The following is a 17,786-nucleotide window of genomic DNA, read 5'->3' on the forward strand; positions in this document are numbered from 1 at the left end:
GCGGCGTCAGGTCCAGAGCGTGAGCTGCCTGCGATGGTGCGCGTAGTGCAGTGCGGGGTAGGCGTACACGTCGAACAGGGTCATGTGCGGCTCGAAGTACGGGTCCCACCTCGTCGGGAAGGGCATCCCCTGAGCCAGCCGGTCCTCGGGTGCCTGCTCGAGGCTGCGGACCAGCGCGCCTATCGTCCGGTCACACAGCCAGCCCATGCGGGCGTGGTCGAACACGAGCGCCCCGCCGCACGAGCCGGCGTAGTTGACCCAGTGGAACGGCACCGTGCCCGCGTCCAGGAACCACACGAAGGTCCGGCCGACCGACGGTGGCAGAACGGAGAGAAGACGAACCAACGGCACGAGTCGTCTGACGATCAGGAACCCGAACACCATGTGGAAGAGCAGCTGCTCGTTGGTCCATCTGGTGCCGTTGGAGCGTGCACGGAGCAGTGCTGGGGTCGTCGCCGCCAGCAGGCGGTGCAGGTCGTCCCTGCACCAAACAAGGTCGGCGACGACGGCGTTGCGGTCAGCAACCTCCCCGCCATCGCTCTCGCGGTGCCTCACGGGGCGGCCACGACCATCAGGGCAGGTGTCGGTCCAGGCGGCGCAGCAGCGACCCGACGACCGGCCAGTCCTGGGCGCCGGCGCGCATCACGCGGCCACGGACCACCGCGACGCCCCGCCGGACCCTGACGCCCGGGGCGCCGCGCCCGGCGTCGGCGCGGGCTCGCGCACGTCGGTGGAGCCATCGCGCGCACCCGGTGCACACCCCCACCTCCGGGTGCGTCCCCAGCCGGGTGAGGTCGCGCTCGTCGAAGCCGTTCCCGCAACACCAACAGAACAGCCGCTCCACCCGCTCGTGCTCCACCGCCGCCTCTGCTGCCATGAGCCCATCGTCACCCCACCACCCACCCTGTGGCCAGAGGTGTCGCACGCTGAGGGCCTCGTCGAGGTGCACACCGGGGCGGTCGGGCTCCTGCGTGACCTGCAAGACCTCCACCTTCCAGCCGCGCTTGTCCACACCTCGGCCCAGGACGGGGGTTTGAGCTTGGCGCCTGCGGGTATGACCTCAGCCTCTGGAAAGGAGTCGACCGTGTCGAAGGATCTCAGTGACAGCGAGAACCGCAAGAAGCTGAAGAAGTCGTCGTTCGCGCTGCCGGAACAGGAGAAGTACCCGATTCCTGACATCGAGCACGCTCGGAATGCTCTGGCCCGGGTGGCCCAACATGGAACAGCGGCCGAGAAGAAGCAGGTCCGGTCGGCTGTCGAGAAGAAGTATCCGAGTCTGAAGAAGGACGACTGACGAGCCGGATAGCCACCCTCACACCCGACTGGCGGTCGACTCACCCAGAGGTCGACGTGGGCGTCCACCCGCAAAGGGTGCGCTGATGGTTCGCTTTCGGTGTCGAGCGCGAGATCGCGTTCGCGCTCCAGGACTCGTCGCGGTAGCTCAACGAACGTCGTGATCGCCACCACGAGTAGCCCGCAGGCGGCGCCCACGCTCCACGTCCTCGGCTTCCTTCGCGTCCGCCTTGTCCGTGCCCCGGGTGTCGCGGGCCGGCAGCTGCACCGTCTCCTCGGCGGGTATGCCGGACTGGAGCTCCCGTCCGCGCTCGAGCTCGGCGTCGAGCTCCGCGCCGAACAGCAGCGCCACGTTGGTGATCCACAACCACAGGAGGAAGACGACGACGCCTGCCAGTGCGCCATACGTCTTGTCGTAGTTGGAGAACGAGCTGACGTAGAAGCCGAAGGCGGCCGACGCGAGGATCCAGACCACGATCGCGACGACCGCACCCACACTCACCCAGCGGAAGCGTGGTTGCTTCACGTTGGGTGTGACGTAGTAGAGGATCGCCACCACGAGGACGACCACGAGAAGGATCACCGGCCACTTGGCGACGTTCCACAGCAACACCGCGGTCGAACCGAGCCCCATCGCATCACCCACGGCCCGGGCTGCGGGACCGGTCAGCACCAGCGCCATCGCCACCAGCGCGACCAGGACGACCTCCACCAGCGTCACTGCGAGCATGACGGGGCGCAACTTCCAGAACGGCCGTCCTTCCCGGATCTCGTAGATCCGGTTCATGGCACGCCCGAACGAGCCGATGTAGCCGGAAGCAGACCACAGGGCAGTCACGAGCCCCACCACGAAGGCGATCCCGGCGGCCCCCTCCCGATTTGCCATGGTCTTGAGCGTCGGTCCGAGCGTGTTCGCGGCCGAGCCGGCGCCGACGTCGCGCAGGATCCCCAGCAGGGTGTCGACGGTCTGCTGGCCCTGGCCGAAGAGGCCGACAAGGGACAGGAGGGCGATGACAGCGGGGAACAGCGCCAGGACGGCGTAGTAGGTCAGGGCCGCCGCGAGGTCGGTGCACTGGTCTTTGCTGAACTCGCGAAGGGTCTTTCGCGCGATGTACTGCCACGACTCACGCGTGACCTCCGTCGGCGAGTCGGGGACGGCAGCATCCGGGCTTGAGGATTGGCGTTCGGCTTCGTGGTGCGTGGAGTGGGTTTCGGCGGACATGACGCTCCTTCAGGCGGGGAGGGCTGGGTCGGTCAACCTCTGGGCGCAGCGTCCCCGACCTCATCTCTCGTGGGTATGGGTTTCGTGGTCTGAGCGGGCCAATGCGCATAAACGACCATCGTTCAGGTTGCCTGTGACGACAGCTGCGTCATCACCCGCGGGACCCACGGGAGCACCTCTCGGGCGAGGAAGCCCAGTGGCGCCTGGTGCTCGCTGACCGCCCTGCCGGCCGTCAGGTGGAGCACCACGCCCCAGGCTGCCGCGCCCTCCGCCGGGACGCCTCGCGCCAGTAGTCCGGCGACGATGCCTGCCTTGACGTCGCCAGACCCTGCGACCCCGAGACCGGGAACTCCCGGGTGGCGCCACACGACCGCCGAGCCAGGTGCGGCGATGTACGTCGTTTCGCCACCCGCGACCACAGTGGCGCCGCACCGGTCCGCAAGCTCGGCACAGCACTCCCCGGGATGGGCTGCGACCTCGCTCTTGTCCCGCCCGAGCGTCTCTGCGAGCTCGGACTCGTTCGGTGTCAGGACCGCCCTTCCGTCGAGATGAGCGACCCCGTCCGGGTGTTCGGTCAGGTAGGCCATGGCCAAGGCATCCAGCACCAGAGGACAGTCCAGTCGCGGCACCAGTTCGTCGAGCAGGTCGTTGGCCGAGTCCGGTGACATCAGCCCCGGCCCCAGCAAGAGCGCGTCGCAACCGTCAGCGAGCTTGAGCACCTGTTCGGCCGCCTTCGCGGCGATCTCGCCGTCGCTGGTCTCGTGCAAGTCGGTCACCAGCGCCTCTGGGAGGGCGACGCTCACCGCGACGGCCACGCTCTTCACGGTCGCGACCTGTGCCTTCCCGGCGCCGGCCCGCATCGTCGCCTCCGCAGCCAGAAGCACCGCGCCGGGAGTCCGCCGGCTGCCCCCGACCACGACCACGCGACCCCGTCCCTCCTTGCCCCCGCCCGGGTCCGGTAGTGGCCACGCGCTGAGTTGATCGGTGCCCAGGTCGCGGACGGTCCGGCTCATGACGCGCTCCCCCGCCCTGCGTGCTCTGGCTCGTGCGTGGCCGGAACGCCGCACGACTCCACCACTGCGGACGACGCGTACTCGACGAGCTCGGGTACGCCCGCCGGTCCGCGTCGGTACGTGGTGGTCGAAGCGTTGGGGACGTCCACCGTGCGGTCCAGCGTGAGGACTGTGGCCTCGTCCATCCCCTCGAGCACGTAGCGGAAACAGGTGATCACCGCCTGGTGGGTGAAGATCCACAGCCGGTCGGTGGCCGGGCGGGTGCCGACGTCACGCAGGAACGAGCGGACCCGCAGGGCTACGTCACACCAGCTCTCACCGCCGGGTGGCCGGTAGTAGAACTTCCCGAGGTGCTCACGCCGCCGCGCCTCGTCGCCGTACTGGTCGCGGATGCCGGTGCCGGTGAGCCCGTCGAACAGTCCCAGCTCGCGTTCGCGCAGCCGCTCGTCGCGCATCACCGGGGTAGCGAGACCAGCCGTGGCGAGCGCCAGCTCGGCCGTGTCCGCGCTTCGCCGGTAGGGCGAGCTGACGACGGCAGTCGGTCTCGCGGTCGCGCCCAGCGCGCGCAGGTGTCGGCCCAAGGCGTCCGCCTGTTCGCGCCCCGTGTCCGACAGGGGCACGTCCGCGTCGCGGTCTTGCAGGTCGAGTCGGGCGGCCCCGGCTTCACGGGCCGCGCGATCTGCCAGGTTGCCGATGCTCTCGCCGTGACGCACCAGCACGAGGCTGGCCGGTCCGAGTCGCTGCATGTCGAGCACGAAGCTCTCCCTCCTCGCGAGGACCGCCGTTGGCCCGCTCTAGGTGTGCGATGCATGTACCTGCCCGCTACCCCGTCCCCGTGCCGGGCAAACGAGCCCGCGCCATCCGTCCCGCGATCGTGATCGCTGCCGTTGTGCGCGTTTGAGTCGGAATGGTTGTGGGAACGGTGAGGTGAGCACCCATGGACACGCCGGGTGTGATGCGACCCCGGGAGACACCAATGACCTCGCCCACCGCGCCGACCAGCCCCCAAGCCTCGAGCTGGGCGGACGAGCTCGGCACCTACCTGAGCCCTCGATGCTTTCCAGCCACGCACGATCACCTTGCCGCCACCTTGATCAAGCAGCATGCTCCGAGCCATCTCCTGTGGCACCTGTCGGTCGCCACCAGGACACAGGAGTTCCGGTCGTTGGACGAGCTCGTCGAGCACTTGGTCATAGCGGCTACGCGCGCCCCAATGACCAGTTTCGGCGATCCCGCCTGACCCACAGCGGTGCGTTCGGGCTCCCGGATCAGCAGTGCGCAGCGCCCGACATCGGTCTAGAGAAGGCGCGTCTTCACCAGGATCCGGGCGAGCTCCGCATCATGTATGCCGGCTCGTTGGGCGGCCTCGTGGAGTCGTTGGCTTGCCGTCTGGTCACCCACGCGGTGCACGGCCATGATCATGCCGACGGCTTGGTCGGTGACGAACTGGTCCCGCATCCTCTCCAGTGTCTGTTGCGCCCGACGCACCCCGGAGAGGGAGAGGTCGGCATTGGTCACGGCGCCTGCCGGCCACCCGCCGCATTCGGCGGCGAGCTTGGAGTGCAGCCCGTCAAAGGCCGTGGGTGTGCTTCCGTAGAAGTTGACTCCGCCGACGACGACCCGGTCCTCCAGGAGGGGGATGGACAGCGTGCTGGCGACGCCGGCAGTGTTTTCCGCTCGCGAGAACAGCAGCCAGTTGCCCTCGTCGAGGGGATCTGATCCGGTCGTTGCCACGATGGCGCCCTGCTGCATGGACTCGACGCAGGGGCCGTTGCCGAGGTACTGCACCGCGTCCAGAGACGCGACGTCCAAGCCGGTGGCGACCCATGTGAACGCCAGTCCTTGCTGCAGGAAGGACAACGTCAGGCCAACACACTCCGGGGCAAGCGCGCCCACCCGGTCGGCCATGGCGCCGAACCGAGCCGTCAGGTCCTCATCCTGGAACCGTGACATCTCGGCCAGCGCCAAGCGCGTCTCGGGAATTCCTTCCATGCTCTCGCTGACCTCCGCTAGACCGTCTACCCATCACATCTACCCGATCCCGCGTCAACTATGCAATGCACCGACCACCCGCTTCGAGCCCGTGGCGTCGGCGGATTCCGCGTCGTATTCTTGGCCTTGGTCGAGAAGTGGCCTTCCCACTTGGGAGATCCCTCAGGGTCGTCATGTAGGAGGTAGCCGGTGACCCGCGACGGTGCGCAAAGCGACGGCCAGACGATGTCGTTCGAGTACGAGGCCGAGAGTGGCCGCTGGACCTGGTCCGAAGGCCTGCGAGAACTCCACGATCTGGCACCTGACGAGGTACCCACCACCGATCTCATCCTGGATCACATGGTCGAAGAGGACCGTCCGGTCATGATTGCCAGGTTTCAGCATCACCTCGTCCACCCAGGCCCGTACTCGTGTGTCTACAGCCTCGTTCGCGGCGATGGCCAGATCCGCCGAGTCATCTTCGTCGGGGAGAGCGAGGCCGTCGGTGGAGAGGTCAAGCGGCTCACTGGTTTCGTCGTCGACCTCACCGAACCCATACGCGAGACCGCCAGGGCTGCGGTGGCCGCCTCCGCGGAGCATCGGGCAGCCATCGAGCAGGCCAAAGGGGCGTTGATGCTGACGTTCGGCGTTGAGGAGGACGGCGCCTTCGAGCTGCTCCGGGCGTACTCCAGCCGGCACAACATCAAGCTCGCGGAGGTGGCGCACCGCATCGTGGCCGGCCTCTGCGACCCTGCCTTCAGCCGGGACGAGCCGGTCCGCAGCCTGCTTGACATTGTCATGTCCCTTGAACCCAGCGATGGTGCAGGCAGTCTTCCGACCCGTTCATCGTGGCACTCGACCTGACGCATTCGTGTGCTGGCGCGAGGCTGACGTGTCTGGTCACCTACCGCCGAACTGCGCGCGGCTCGGGGGGACGAGCCGTCTGCGGATGCGCCGCACCGTGAGCGGGTCGTACGCCATCGCTTCGGGACGCATCGCAATCGCGATCAGCCGACGGTCGTACTCGGAGGCACTCATGCCCCACCGCTGCGCGACCTCTTGGTCCCTCGCACCGGCGTGGCGCCACCATTCTCGTTCGAAGTCGAGGATGGCCATCTCCGTGTCAGTCACAGAGGACCTCCTTCAGCAGGGCGCCCGACGACGGGTGCAGATAGGCCTTCCTTACCCGCTGGAGGTGCTCGTCAATCCACAACTCGGTCCCCGATTCTCGGGGCTTGGGGTAGCGAGCCGCCATCCGCTCCCGCCTGCCGCCGGTGGGGTTCACCCGGGATCCGGTCGGCCGAGGCTCGGCCCCACCGCGTCAGTTTCGTATGCCGGGTGCCGAGTTCCGGCCTTCCTCGCGATTGCGAGGTGACCACCGAGGTATCCCGCCCCGCTGGCGACGACGGTAGCCGCAAGGCTGGCGGCCACGCCCGAGCCGTGCTGGCCGCGACGTCGCAGACCCAGGGACACGGCATACAAGCCAACAGCCCCGAGGTTCAGCGCCGCGTGCAGCGCGCCGACACGGTTCTCCGGCCGGTTCAGCTGACGCCACTCAGCCATGCCCGTGACGACGGTGGGCAGCACAGACACGAGGCCCGCCGCCAGCAACAGGCGCGCAGCGGGGCGGTCAGCTCGCCTGCCACGCACGTCGAGCAGCACCGCCGAAGACCAGAGCCCGATGGGGACATCCGTCATGACCGGGTGAAGTGCGTGACCCGTACCTGCGCCCAGCAGCAGCGAGCGAGTGGGCTCCGCGGCGAGCGGCCTCGACGCAAACTCGAGCACACGACCCAGTCGGTCCAGAGCCGCCGACGACTCGAGGCGGTGCATCGCGCGGACGACCATGTCGTCGCCTTCGCCGCCCTGCGGGACTGCATCGGGTAGGGCATACGAATCCGTGAGTGTCATCCCCACCCATTACCCAGGCGCGGAGATCCCAACCCCGAGCGACAGGGAGAGGGCCCCTGACCAGCGATTCCGCTGGCCAGGGGCCATCTCGTCTTCGGTGGAGGGGATCCGCCAGGGGACGCGAATCGGCCCTGTGAGCAGCAACCCCTCTGTGTGGAGGTTGGCCCGCAACGAGCGGGCGCTCCTCAGTGGGTGTGGCTTGGCTCGCTGATGGCGCGAAGGGTTGCGGGGGCCGCAACAGGCACTCGGCGGACCACGACCGATCAGCCGCCTGTCGGCAACGTCAGGCTGTCCACCTAGATATAGGACATCACCACTTGGGGGATATGCCCCGACCGATGCCGTTCTGTCGTTTACGGACGGCACTAGGGTACCTTGGCGCTAGACCGGGGACTCTGGCTGGGAGGTGGCGGGATGAGTGCCGAGGACAAGTGTTACGAGGTCTCGTGGGACGAGGCAAGCGGTACGGCACGGACCGATTGGCTCCCGGGTGCGGTGTGCGGCATTGAGGAGGCTCGCGCTGTGGATGCCGAGATCAAGGCCCTAGGACGGGGCAAGGTGCTCTCCTTGGTCGACCTTCGTCAGGTTGAGTCGATTGACCGTCCCGCTCGGGAGTTCTTCATGGACCGCAATCCCAACTACCGAGCCGTCGCGCTCATCGCCGCCTCGGCCTCTACGCGAATGCTGGCCAACTTCTTCATGGGGCTGAAGCGAGGCGCGATCCCGGTGAAGATGTTCACCTCCGAGGCCGATGCAGTCGCGTGGCTGCAAGTGCAGGCATGACCGAGGCCCGTCAGACGGGCATCGACAGCATCATCGAGCTGCTCACCAGCCTCGCCGCCGGCGACCTTGATGCCCGCGGGGCACGCCCCGCGGAGGACGACGACCTCGACGCCGTGGTGGTCGGAATCAACATGCTGGCCGAGGAGCTCAGCGCCAACCGCTCCGAGCTCGAGCAGCGCGTTGCCAGCCGCACGGCGGAGCTCGAGGTCGCCCGCAAGGAGGCCACGGAGGCTTCACGCTTGAAGTCAGAGTTCCTGGCCACGATGAGCCACGAGATCCGGACCCCCATGAACGGAGTCATCGGGCTCACCGAACTACTCGGGCACACCGACCTGGACGAGACCCAGGTCCAGTACGTCGACAACCTCCAGAACGCCGGGCAGGCCCTCCTCCAGGTCATCAACGACGTCCTCGACTTCTCCAAGCTCGAGGCAGGAATGGTCGACTTCGAACTCGTCGACCTCGATCCCCGGTCGTTGGTCGAGTCCGTGGCGACTCTGATGGCACCCGTGTCCGCGCGCCAGGAGCTGGAGCTGATCGCCTACTGCGCCCCCGAGGTCCCAGCGCGACTGGTCGGCGATGAGGGACGGCTGCGCCAGATCCTGCTCAACCTCGCCTCCAACGCGGTGAAGTTCACCGACAAGGGCGAGGTGGTGATCACCGCACGGATGAGCACGACGGACCCGGGCCGGGTGCGCTTCCAGGTGACCGACACAGGAATCGGCATCGCGGAAGATGCGCAGCACGCCATGTTCGACTCCTTCACCCAGGCCGACCCGTCCACCACGCGCAGGTTCGGTGGCAGCGGTCTCGGACTGGCGATCTCGCGCAGCCTGACCGAGGCGATGGGCGGCGCCATCGGAGTGGACAGTGAAGAAGGCGTTGGCAGCACGTTCTGGTTCGAAGTGCCGCTCCCCGTGTCGGCGACCGGTCCACCCCGGGTACCGCGCCGCGACCAGCTACAGGGACTGCGGGTCTTGGCCGTGGACGACAACGCCACCAACCGGCTGGTGCTCCACGCGCATCTCACGGAATGGGGAACGCGACCCGACGTCGTCGAGCATCCAAACGCGGTCGTTGGCATGATGCGCGCCGCACTCGCCTCTGGCGATCCCTACGCGATCGCGGTGCTCGACAGGTGCATGCCGTACATCGACGGCATCGAGCTGGCGGGCCTCATCCGCGCCGAGGATACGTTGGGCGGCACTGCGCTGATCATGCTTTCGTCGTCGATCGAGATCGACCGGGCCGAGCTGCGGCGCGCCGGGGTCCAGGGCGCGTTGAGCAAGCCGGTGCGCAGTTCCGAGCTTTTCGACCGGCTCCTCAGGCTGGTGACGGATGCTCCCACAACGGCGTCCGAGCAGGCGGAGAAGCCCGACGCGGCGCGAGCGGCGACGGCTTCGGGACGCGTGCTCGTCGTCGAGGACAACACCGTGAACCAGCTCGTCGCCGAGGGGCTGGTCACACACCTGGGCTACGACGTCGACATCGCCGAGAACGGTGCCAAGGCCGTGGAGGCCGTCACGTCCGTCGACTACGCGGCCGTGCTGATGGACTGCCACATGCCCGTGATGGACGGGTACGTCGCGACCCAGGAAATCCGGCGGCGGGAGAACGGCGGTATACGGGTGCCGATCATCGCCATGACAGCCGGCGTGACGCCCGCGGATCACGAAAGGTGCTTGGTGGCCGGGATGGACGCGTACATCCCCAAACCCGTCGCCCTGAGAACACTCAAGGACGTTCTGGACCGCTGGGCGCGCCCCGCCCATAGCCGGGCAAACCAACCCGACCCTGAGCCGCCGAGCTCGCTCGACAGCGACACATTGGCCTTGGACCCGGAGCGCCTCGCGGCCTTGGACCCCGAGCGCCTCTCAGCCCTACGCGAGCTCGGCGCAGCAGCCGGGCCCGGGCTCCTCCCGGCTCTAGTCGACGCCTTTACGACCGCTTCCCCGGCCCTGCTCGCGACGATGCGCCGAGCCCTCGACGCCAACGACACCAACAGCCTGCGAAGCGCTGCCCACGAACTCAAAGGGTCAGCGGCGAACCTAGGCGCCCGCCGCGTCGCCGACCTGGCCCGTCAGGTCGAAACCGGCGGACAACCAGCTGACGTCGCCTTGCTCGATTTGCTGGGGTCCGAGCTCAAGCTCGCAGAACGACTGTTGCGCGCTGCCCTCTGACAGAGGGAACGCGCAGCCCACGTGGCTATCGCATACGAGCCGAGCCCGGTCAGCCTTCCAGGTTCACCACCGCTTGCGGCAAAGCATGCTGATGGACACCGTCAGCGGGATCAAGACCATCGACGAGTAGCTGTCGGACGCCTTTGGACGCGGGACGCTCAAGACCCAGCACGGGTCCACGAGGGCCGAAAGGCTCGGCCGACCCGCTTCCGGCGTTGCGCACAAGGAGGATGTGGCGCCGCGTCCAGCCAGGTGACGCCTTCCGGCTGAAGACGGCTCCCGCTTGACAGATTAACTGAGCGCGCTCATTATTGAGGTCACTCAGTTAATCTGTCGAGGAGAAGTCAGCATGCGAGCGTTCGTCGTGAGGCAGTACAAGGGTCCGTTGCAGCAAGCGGATGTCTCCGAGCCCGTGGTCGGAGAGCGCGACGTGCTGGTAGAGGTCCAGGCTGCCGGGCTCAACATGCTCGACGAGAAGATCCGGACGGGCGAGTTCAGGCAGATCCTCCCGTACAAGCTGCCGCAGATCCTCGGCAACGACGTCGCCGGAACGGTGATCGGCGTCGGCGCGAAGGTGCAGGGCTTCAGGCTCGGCGACGAGGTGTATGCCCGGCCCGACAAGGACCGCATCGGAGCCTTCGCGGAACGCATCGCGGTTGCCGAGGCGGATCTGGCGCTCAAGCCCGCTTCGGTCAGCTTCGAGGAAGCGTCCTCATTACCGCTGGTGGCGTTGACCGCATGGCAGGCGCTCGTCGAGCGGGGCAACCTGCAGCCAGGACAACGGGTCCTCATCCACGGCGGCGCCGGCGGAGTAGGAACGATCGCGATCCAGCTCGCCAAGCACCTCGGTGCCACGGTCGCCACCACCGTCAGCACCGGCAACGTCGACTTCGTGCGCGCACTCGGGGCGGACGTGGTCATCGACTACCGCCGCCAGGACTTCGAACGGCTCCTTGACGGGTACGACCTCGTGCTGGACAGCCTCGGCGGGACAAACCTCGAGAAGTCGCTCCGCGTGCTGCGCCCCGGTGGCAAAGCGATCGGGATCGCCGGACCACCCGACTCGGCGTTTGCCCGCGAGCTCGGCGCCAACCCGATCCTCCGGCTGGTGATGACGGCCCTGAGCAGCAGCATCCGCCGCCAAGCCCGGCGGCTGGGCGTGACGTACGAGTTCCTCTTCATGCGGGCCAGCGGTGACCAGCTTCGCCAGATCACCGATCTCGTCGATGCCGGCGCCCTGCGCCCCGTCGTCGGGCGGGTCTTCGACTTCGACCAGACCGTGAAGGCAGTTCAGTCGCTCGAAAAGGGCGGCATCCGCGGCAAGGCCGTCATCAGCAGGGCCTGACCAGCCCACCTCATCACCCACGAACCAGGACACAGGAGCACATCATGAGCACGAACAGCCACGCACAGGACGACCTCATCACCTCCTACAAGGACGCGCCGACCCGCACCATCCACGCCGGCGGCGTGACCTACGCCTACCGCGAGCTGGGGCCGAAGGTCGGGGTCCCCGTCGTCTTCCTCGTCCACCTCGCCGCGAACCTCGACAACTGGGACCCCCGGATCATCGACCCCATCGCCGCTCAGCACCACGTCATCACCTTCGACAACCGCGGCGTCGGAGCTTCCACCGGCACCGTTCCCGACAGCATCGAGGCGATGGCCGATGACGCCGTGACCTTCATCAAGGCGCTCGGCTTCGACGAGGTCGACGTCTTCTCCTTCTCCCTCGGCGGCATGATCGCCCAGGCCCTCGTGGTGAAGCACCCCGGGCTCGTCCGCAAGCTCGTTCTCACCGGCACCGGCCCCGCCGGTGGCAAGGACATCGACAAGGTCGCCGGCACCACCTACTACGACATCCTCCGCGCCGCCGTGACGCGGTCGGACCCGAAGGAGTTTCTCTTCTTCAACCGCAACGCCACGGGCAAGCCTGCCGCCCGCGCGTTCGTGGAGCGCCTCAAGGAGCGCACAACGGACCGTGACAAGCCGGTCGCGGTCAGGGCGTTCCAGACGCAGCTCAAGGCGATCAAGAAGTGGGGACGGTCACCCGCCGCCGACCTTTCGCAGATCACCCAGCCCACCCTGATCGCCAACGGGGACAACGACCGGATGGTGCCCTCGGTGCTCTCCGAAGACCTGCACCGCCGCATCAAGGGCTCCGAGCTGGTCATCTACCCCGACTCCGGCCACGGCGGCATCTTCCAGTTCCACGACAGATTCGCCCCGGTCGCCGTCGAGTTCCTCGCCCGCTGACCGACCGGGCGACCCAACCCAGGAGGAATGAGCGACATGAGCAAGTCACTGGCGAAAGCGCCGATCGAACGAGATGCAGCCAACGGCGCTCGTGACCGAGGACTACGACGCAGTCGAGGCCGGCGAGTACGAGGTCATCGCCGATGACCTGACCGGCCAAGTCAAGGCGGCTCTCGGCGGACCGGTGGGGCGCTCTAACCGGAGTTCCGAGATACGAGAGCTCCTCTCACCGCCGTGGAAGAATGAGCGCCGGCACATTCGAGCCCACACCCCGGAGCCCACCGCAGAGAAGGGCGGCAGCCATGCCACTCACCTCCCAGCCCGTCGGACGGCGTGAGCGGAACAAGCAGCAGAAACTCGACCGCATCACCGCCGCCGCACGGGAGCTCTTCGCCGAGCGCGGCGTCGACGAGGTCACCGCCCAGGAGATCGCCGACAGGGCCGATATCGGTGCGGGCACGCTGTTCCTCTACGCCAAGTCCAAGGGCGAGCTCCTGCTGCTCGTGCAGAACTCCACCTACGCCGATGCGCTCACCCAAGGCAGGACGGCGGCCGAGAACATCCCCGACATGCTCGACGCGGTCATGGCGATCGTCCGCCCGGTCGTGGAGTGCAACCGCAAACAGGTCGACAACGGACGGACCTACCTACGAGAGATCGTTTTCGGCGACCCCGAGGAACCCCACCACCGCGACGCGCTCAACCTGACCGTGCAGACCGAAATGGCGATCGCCGATGTGCTGCAGCGGGACGATCGCATCCACTCCGACGACGCCGCTACCCTCGCGCACATCGTCTCCGCGATCATGTTCGTCAGCATGGCCGCGACAATCAACATCGCCAAACCGGCCGACGACCTCGTGCGCGAGGTGAGGGACCAGGTCCGGGTTCTGCTACCCGCGTGATGCCGTCGGAAATGGCCTCTGACCGGCGTTTCCGCCGGCCGGAGGCCATCTCGTCTTCGGTGGAGCTGAGGGGATTCGAACCCCTGACCCCTTCCATGCCATGGAAGTGCGCTACCAACTGCGCCACAGCCCCGGTCTCCCGAGTGGGACATCCCCCGAGGGGGACTGCGGAAGTTTACCCAGTACCCCCACCCAATCTCCAAATCGGGGCGGCGTCCGCGCACGGACCTCAGGCCGACGCGTTCCAGGCCTGGATCCGCCAGCCGTTCTCGGCCTCGACGACCTCGGCCCAGTGGCAGTTGCCGAAACCCCCGAGCACCCGCCAGGCGGTGAGCCGGTCGAGGTCCACGAGCTCGGCGATGACCACGCGGCCGGTCACCCCGTGCGTCGCCACGATGGCCGTCTGCCCCGCCGGAAGGCCGTCGAGCAGGTCGTCCAGAGCGGCACGGACCCGCTGTGCCACGTCCGACAGCGACTCCCCGTCCACCCCGCGCACGAAGTCCTCGCCGCGCAGGTGTCGCAGCCGCTCTTCGGGGAACTCGCTGCTCACCTGTTCGCTCGTCATGCCTGCCCACTGACCCACGTGGATCTCTCGCCACCGCGCGTCGTAGCTGATCGGCAGGCCACACGCCTGCGCGACCTCCGCGCCGGTCTCGGCCGCCCGTTTCAGGTCCGAGGCCACGACCACCGACGGTGCGTATGCCGCCAGCGCACCGGCCGCTGCGCGTGCCTGTTCGTGGCCAAGGGAGGACAGGTCACTGTCGACCTGTCCCTGCCAGACGCCCCGCGCATTGTCGTCGGTCTGGCCGTGCCTGAGCACGATGATCCGGCGCCGACCAGAGGTCGTCGGGGCGGTCGAGGCCGAGGCCTCGCCGCTCATGCGTCCCGGCGCTTGGGCACGCCGAGGTCGATCTCGGGGCAGTCCTTCCAGAGCCGCTCGAGCTCGTAGAACTCGCGCTCCTCATCGTGCTGGACGTGCACGACGATGTCGCCGAAGTCGAGCAGCACCCAGCGGCCGTCCCGCTCGCCCTCGCGGCGGATCGGCTTGGCACCCTTCTCGCGGAGCTGGTCCTCCACCTCGTCGACGATGGCGCCGACCTGTCGGTCGGTGCTCGCCGAGACGATCACGAACACATCGGTGAGGGCGAGCTGTTCGCTGACGTCGATGCCGGCCACTGTGGTGGCCAGCTTGTCGTCGGCGGCTTTGGCGGCCGTCATGGCCAGGTCAAGGGATCGTTCGGTGGCGGGCACTGCTCTCCTACGTTCGTGCCGGTGCGCCGGCAGGTGAGCCAGCGGCATACAGGCGGTATTTGTTGACGTACTGGACGACGCCGTCGGGCACGAGGTACCAGACGGGTTCGGCGCGCTCGACGCGCGCTCGACAGTCGGTGGAGCTGATCGCCATCGCGGGCACCTCTTGCAAGGTGACCCGGTCGGCGGGGAGACCGGACTCGGAAAGGACGTAACCCGGCCGGGTGACGCCCACGAAGTGGGCGAGGTCGAACAGCTCGTCCGCGTCCTTCCAGGACAGGATCTGGGCGAGCGCGTCGGCACCGGTGATGAAGAACAGCTCGGCATCGGGCCGCTCACGGTGCAGGTCGCGCAGGGTGTCGATCGTGTAGGTCGGGCCGGGACGGTCGATGTCCACCCGGCTCACCGTGAAGCGGGGGTTGGAAGCGGTCGCCACCACCGTCATGAGGTAGCGGTGCTCCGGTGCGCTGACCTCGCGCTCGTCCTTCTGCCAGGGCTGGCCCGTGGGGACGAAGACGACCTCATCGAGCCCGAACCGGGTCTGGACTTCGGAGGCGGCCACGAGGTGGCCGTGATGGATCGGGTCGAACGTCCCGCCCATCACTCCGAGGCGCATGGTCAGTGGTGGCTGCCCTGGTGGTCGGTGTGCGCGCCGTGGCTGTCGTGCTGGTGGCCACTGCCGTGCGAGGCGTGACCGAGGACGTGCTTCTGCGCGGTGCCACGGAAGGCCCACAGGACGCCGAGGAGGGCGAGGAACGAGACGAACGCGAGGGCCCCGAAGGCATAGGGAGACATCGGCAGCTCGCGAGTGTGCTCCTCGGCGACAACGACCAGGTTCGACAGGGACACGGACGACGACGACAACGACATGGGCCCCAGCGTACCCGCCGGCGGGGCCCGGGCCGTGCCCATCGCCGCCCCCGCCTCGCAAGCCCCCGCTCTCCCGGGATCCGCCCGGGGATCGGACCGGATCCATCGGCGCGTCTGTCCACGGATGTTGTGCACAGGGGTGTGTACAACATCCCGTGCGAGCACGGCCGGGTGTGGACAACGGTGTGGGAAACCGGTGGACGAAAAATGTTTCGCGAAACCTATTGCGGCACAACGGATGCGGCCATTAGAAATCTCTCACGCGCTCCGGTCGGAGGGTCGAAACGGGGAGACCCGGGACGGCCGTGAGACAGGAGCACAGGTCAGCCGGATAACGGACGACCGCCTCGACCGGGTTCGCTCGGACGAGGTCCTTGAAGCCTTCGGGCTGACAGGTCCGCGGGCGACGCCGCGGAGGAATGCCGGGCCCGTTGACCAGATCGCATCGCCGTGGCTTGCACCGGTTCGCCGGAGCAGGCAGGGCGCCATCGTCGCAGTGGCCACAACATCCGGTTCGCCGGAGGACGTGGGCGATCGACAGGGGCAGGGACGTGGCCGGTTCGCCGGCCGAGGAACTGCACCACCCGTGGGGAGAGTCGTCACCTCGGTGACGACAGCACCCGCACCGCGAGCATGGCGCCACCTCGGTGGCACCGGACCTCGCACCCGGAGATCCACCCAGCAGCTGGCTCTGTCAGCGGCCGGGAGGATCGCCACCGAGGGCCCCTCGAACTCATACTTCGAGGGGCTCTCACCTTGTCCCTGGACACACCCGAGCGTCAGGCGCGCACCTGTCCGTCGCCCTCGACGATCCACTTGGTCGTGGTGAGCTCCGGCAGGGCCATCGGCCCCCGGGCGTGCAGCTTCTGGGTGGAGATCCCGATCTCCGCGCCGAACCCGAACTCTCCCCCGTCGGTGAACCGCGTCGAGGCGTTCACCATGACGGCAGCGGCGTCGACCTCGCTGGTGAAGCGTCGGGCGGCAGCGCGGTCCTCGGTCACGATCGCCTCGGTGTGCCCGGAGCCGTAGGTCCGGATGTGCTCCATGGCGGCGTCGAGGTTGGGCACCACGCGGACGCTCATCTCCAACGCGAGGTACTCCGTGCCGTAGTCCTCCTCGGTGGCCGCCTCGTGGGCCACCCCGGCAGCCTCAGCAGCCGCGCCCGACGCGTCGTCGGTGTGCAGGACCACACCGGCACCTGAGAGCTCGGCCAGGACCTTGGGCAGGAAGTCAGCCGCGACCGCCTGATGGACCAGCAGCGACTCGGCGGCGTTGCAGACGCTCGGTCGATGGGTCTTGGCGTTGACCGTGATGGCCAGGGCCTTGTCGAGGTCAGCGGCAGCGTCGACGTAGACGTGCACGACGCCCACCCCGGTCTCGATGACCGGCACCGTCGACTCGGTCACGACTGTCTGGATCAGGCCGGCACCGCCGCGAGGGATGATCAGGTCGACCAGGCCGCGGGCGGTGAGCAGCGCTCGCACGGAGTCCCGCCCACCCTCGAGCAGGGTGATGGCGTCGGCCGGCAGTCCCTGGCTCTCGAGACCCGCCCGCATCACGTCGACCAGCGCCCGGTTGGTCGACTCGGCGGCCGAACCACCCCGGAGGATGACGGCGTTCCCGGACTTCAGGCCCAGCCCGGCGGCGTCGACAGTCACGTTGGGGCGCGCCTCGTAGACCATGCCGACGACGCCCATGGGTACCCGCACCTGGCGGATCTGCAGGCCGTTGGCGAGGGTCGAGCCCCGGACGACTTCCCCCACCGGGTCCGGCAGGGCGGCCACGTCACGCAGCGCCTGGGCCACGGCGGCGACCCGATGCGGGTCGAGAGCCAGGCGGTCCAGCAGGCCCTGCGGCATACCGGAAGCGCTGCCGCGCTCGAGGTCTTCGGCGTTGGCCGCCACGACGCGGTCGGTCGCGGCGTCGAGGGCATCGGCGAGCGCGTGCAGCGCAGCGTCCTTGTCCGCCCGTGAGAGCAGCGCCAGCCTGCGGGAGGCCGCGCGAGCGGCGCGGGCCGCGGTGGCGACCTGCGCGACGGCGGCGTGGTCGATCTCAGCCATGCCCCAAGGGTATGCCGCGTGGCCACCCCGCCACGCGCCCGTCCAGCAGCCGGGTGGGGACCTTTCCGCCA

The 17,786-nt window shown here is 68.2% G+C and carries 20 protein-coding genes and 1 tRNA gene; 7 read left to right on the forward strand and 14 right to left on the reverse strand.

Annotation, left to right across the window (positions count from 1 at the left end; translation table 11 throughout):
- Window positions 1–6: 6 nt before the first annotated feature.
- Window positions 7–555, reverse strand: a complete 549-nt coding sequence (locus tag AC1DWP_RS15310) for a DinB family protein (protein WP_477615354.1) — start codon at window positions 553–555, stop codon at window positions 7–9.
- Between the two features lie 16 nt (window positions 556–571).
- Window positions 572–877, reverse strand: a complete 306-nt coding sequence (locus AC1DWP_RS15315; RefSeq protein ID WP_477615355.1) for a hypothetical protein — start codon at window positions 875–877, stop codon at window positions 572–574.
- A 39-nt stretch (window positions 878–916) separates the two neighbouring features.
- On the opposite strand from AC1DWP_RS15315, the gene AC1DWP_RS15320 reads away from it, so the two are divergent.
- Entirely contained in the window at window positions 917–1,294 is a 378-nt protein-coding gene (locus AC1DWP_RS15320) for a DUF6582 domain-containing protein (protein WP_477615356.1), read from the forward strand.
- 147 nt (window positions 1,295–1,441) lie between these two features.
- Here AC1DWP_RS15320 and AC1DWP_RS15325 read toward each other — a convergent pair whose 3' ends face one another.
- From AC1DWP_RS15325 to AC1DWP_RS15340, 4 genes are all read right to left on the reverse strand, one after another.
- Window positions 1,442–2,515, reverse strand: coding sequence for a YihY/virulence factor BrkB family protein (locus AC1DWP_RS15325; RefSeq protein ID WP_477615357.1), 1,074 nt, complete (start codon window positions 2,513–2,515; stop codon window positions 1,442–1,444).
- 122 nt (window positions 2,516–2,637) lie between these two features.
- The gene (locus AC1DWP_RS15330; RefSeq protein ID WP_477615358.1) at window positions 2,638–3,528 is read right to left on the reverse strand and encodes an NAD(P)H-hydrate dehydratase; all 891 of its coding nucleotides are present in this window, start codon (window positions 3,526–3,528) and stop codon (window positions 2,638–2,640) included.
- Window positions 3,525–4,274 (reverse strand): histidine phosphatase family protein, encoded by a 750-nt coding sequence (locus AC1DWP_RS15335; RefSeq protein WP_477615606.1) that lies wholly within the window; start codon window positions 4,272–4,274, stop codon window positions 3,525–3,527. The genes AC1DWP_RS15330 and AC1DWP_RS15335 overlap by 4 nt, the downstream gene beginning before the upstream one ends.
- Before the next feature lie 550 nt (window positions 4,275–4,824).
- Window positions 4,825–5,520: an ANTAR domain-containing protein gene (locus tag AC1DWP_RS15340; protein WP_477615359.1), complete on the reverse strand. Its 696-nt coding sequence runs from the start codon at window positions 5,518–5,520 to the stop codon at window positions 4,825–4,827.
- Window positions 5,521–5,709: 189 nt separating this feature from the next.
- Here AC1DWP_RS15340 and AC1DWP_RS15345 point away from each other — a divergent pair, with 189 nt between their 5' ends.
- Window positions 5,710–6,363, forward strand: a complete 654-nt coding sequence (locus AC1DWP_RS15345) for a PAS and ANTAR domain-containing protein (RefSeq protein ID WP_477615360.1) — start codon at window positions 5,710–5,712, stop codon at window positions 6,361–6,363.
- 36 nt (window positions 6,364–6,399) lie between these two features.
- On the opposite strand, the gene AC1DWP_RS15350 is transcribed toward AC1DWP_RS15345, so the two are convergent.
- Window positions 6,400–6,630: a DUF3263 domain-containing protein gene (locus AC1DWP_RS15350; RefSeq protein ID WP_477615361.1), complete on the reverse strand. Its 231-nt coding sequence runs from the start codon at window positions 6,628–6,630 to the stop codon at window positions 6,400–6,402.
- Between the two features lie 150 nt (window positions 6,631–6,780).
- On the reverse strand, window positions 6,781–7,410 hold the full coding sequence (locus AC1DWP_RS15355) for a DUF2231 domain-containing protein (protein ID WP_477615362.1): 630 nt from the start codon (window positions 7,408–7,410) through the stop codon (window positions 6,781–6,783).
- Between the two features lie 414 nt (window positions 7,411–7,824).
- On the opposite strand from AC1DWP_RS15355, the gene AC1DWP_RS15360 reads away from it, so the two are divergent.
- From AC1DWP_RS15360 to AC1DWP_RS15380, 5 genes are all read left to right on the forward strand, one after another.
- Window positions 7,825–8,193: a SpoIIAA family protein gene (locus AC1DWP_RS15360; protein ID WP_477615363.1), complete on the forward strand. Its 369-nt coding sequence runs from the start codon at window positions 7,825–7,827 to the stop codon at window positions 8,191–8,193.
- On the forward strand, window positions 8,190–10,373 hold the full coding sequence (locus AC1DWP_RS15365; protein WP_477615364.1) for a response regulator: 2,184 nt from the start codon (window positions 8,190–8,192) through the stop codon (window positions 10,371–10,373). The genes AC1DWP_RS15360 and AC1DWP_RS15365 overlap by 4 nt, the downstream gene beginning before the upstream one ends.
- Before the next feature lie 349 nt (window positions 10,374–10,722).
- Window positions 10,723–11,718 (forward strand): NADP-dependent oxidoreductase, encoded by a 996-nt coding sequence (locus AC1DWP_RS15370; protein ID WP_477615365.1) that lies wholly within the window; start codon window positions 10,723–10,725, stop codon window positions 11,716–11,718.
- Between the two features lie 44 nt (window positions 11,719–11,762).
- The gene (locus AC1DWP_RS15375; protein WP_477615366.1) at window positions 11,763–12,629 is read left to right on the forward strand and encodes an alpha/beta fold hydrolase; all 867 of its coding nucleotides are present in this window, start codon (window positions 11,763–11,765) and stop codon (window positions 12,627–12,629) included.
- A 302-nt stretch (window positions 12,630–12,931) separates the two neighbouring features.
- Window positions 12,932–13,534: a TetR/AcrR family transcriptional regulator gene (locus AC1DWP_RS15380; RefSeq protein ID WP_477615367.1), complete on the forward strand. Its 603-nt coding sequence runs from the start codon at window positions 12,932–12,934 to the stop codon at window positions 13,532–13,534.
- A 60-nt stretch (window positions 13,535–13,594) separates the two neighbouring features.
- Here the strand turns inward: AC1DWP_RS15380 and AC1DWP_RS15385 are convergent.
- The 6 genes from AC1DWP_RS15385 to AC1DWP_RS15410 all read right to left on the reverse strand — a co-directional run bounded on the left by AC1DWP_RS15385 (window position 13,595) and on the right by AC1DWP_RS15410 (window position 17,715).
- Window positions 13,595–13,667, reverse strand: a tRNA-Ala gene (locus AC1DWP_RS15385).
- A gap of 96 nt (window positions 13,668–13,763) precedes the next feature.
- Window positions 13,764–14,414 carry a histidine phosphatase family protein gene (locus AC1DWP_RS15390; protein WP_477615368.1) on the reverse strand — a complete coding sequence of 217 codons (651 nt, stop codon included), beginning with the start codon at window positions 14,412–14,414 and terminating at the stop codon, window positions 13,764–13,766.
- Entirely contained in the window at window positions 14,411–14,785 is a 375-nt protein-coding gene (gene rsfS, locus AC1DWP_RS15395) for a ribosome silencing factor (protein WP_082592622.1), read from the reverse strand. Before rsfS ends, AC1DWP_RS15390 begins: the two co-directional genes overlap by 4 nt.
- 7 nt (window positions 14,786–14,792) lie before the next feature.
- Entirely contained in the window at window positions 14,793–15,401 is a 609-nt protein-coding gene (gene nadD, locus AC1DWP_RS15400) for a nicotinate-nucleotide adenylyltransferase (protein WP_477615369.1), read from the reverse strand.
- A gap of 2 nt (window positions 15,402–15,403) precedes the next feature.
- Window positions 15,404–15,655: a hypothetical protein gene (locus AC1DWP_RS15405; protein ID WP_477615370.1), complete on the reverse strand. Its 252-nt coding sequence runs from the start codon at window positions 15,653–15,655 to the stop codon at window positions 15,404–15,406.
- 779 nt (window positions 15,656–16,434) lie between these two features.
- Entirely contained in the window at window positions 16,435–17,715 is a 1,281-nt protein-coding gene (locus tag AC1DWP_RS15410) for a glutamate-5-semialdehyde dehydrogenase (RefSeq protein WP_477615371.1), read from the reverse strand.
- Window positions 17,716–17,786 lie beyond the last annotated feature (71 nt).

It is taken from the genome of Pedococcus sp. P2_F6 (genome assembly GCF_056403675.1).

Coding starts and splice junctions, on each gene's coding strand:
- AC1DWP_RS15315 (WP_477615355.1), bottom strand. CDS start 877: ATGGCAGCAGAGGCGGCGGTGGAGCACGAGCGGGTGGAGCGGCTGTTC.
- AC1DWP_RS15325 (WP_477615357.1), bottom strand. CDS start 2,515: ATGTCCGCCGAAACCCACTCCACGCACCACGAAGCCGAACGCCAATCC.
- AC1DWP_RS15330 (WP_477615358.1), bottom strand. CDS start 3,528: ATGAGCCGGACCGTCCGCGACCTGGGCACCGATCAACTCAGCGCGTGG.
- AC1DWP_RS15335 (WP_477615606.1), bottom strand. CDS start 4,274: ATGCAGCGACTCGGACCGGCCAGCCTCGTGCTGGTGCGTCACGGCGAG.
- AC1DWP_RS15340 (WP_477615359.1), bottom strand. CDS start 5,520: ATGGAAGGAATTCCCGAGACGCGCTTGGCGCTGGCCGAGATGTCACGG.
- AC1DWP_RS15355 (WP_477615362.1), bottom strand. CDS start 7,410: ATGACACTCACGGATTCGTATGCCCTACCCGATGCAGTCCCGCAGGGC.
- AC1DWP_RS15360 (WP_477615363.1), top strand. CDS start 7,825: ATGAGTGCCGAGGACAAGTGTTACGAGGTCTCGTGGGACGAGGCAAGC.
- AC1DWP_RS15365 (WP_477615364.1), top strand. CDS start 8,190: ATGACCGAGGCCCGTCAGACGGGCATCGACAGCATCATCGAGCTGCTC.
- AC1DWP_RS15370 (WP_477615365.1), top strand. CDS start 10,723: ATGCGAGCGTTCGTCGTGAGGCAGTACAAGGGTCCGTTGCAGCAAGCG.
- AC1DWP_RS15375 (WP_477615366.1), top strand. CDS start 11,763: ATGAGCACGAACAGCCACGCACAGGACGACCTCATCACCTCCTACAAG.
- AC1DWP_RS15380 (WP_477615367.1), top strand. CDS start 12,932: ATGCCACTCACCTCCCAGCCCGTCGGACGGCGTGAGCGGAACAAGCAG.
- AC1DWP_RS15390 (WP_477615368.1), bottom strand. CDS start 14,414: ATGAGCGGCGAGGCCTCGGCCTCGACCGCCCCGACGACCTCTGGTCGG.
- nadD (WP_477615369.1), bottom strand. CDS start 15,401: ATGCGCCTCGGAGTGATGGGCGGGACGTTCGACCCGATCCATCACGGC.
- AC1DWP_RS15405 (WP_477615370.1), bottom strand. CDS start 15,655: ATGTCGTTGTCGTCGTCGTCCGTGTCCCTGTCGAACCTGGTCGTTGTC.
- AC1DWP_RS15410 (WP_477615371.1), bottom strand. CDS start 17,715: ATGGCTGAGATCGACCACGCCGCCGTCGCGCAGGTCGCCACCGCGGCC.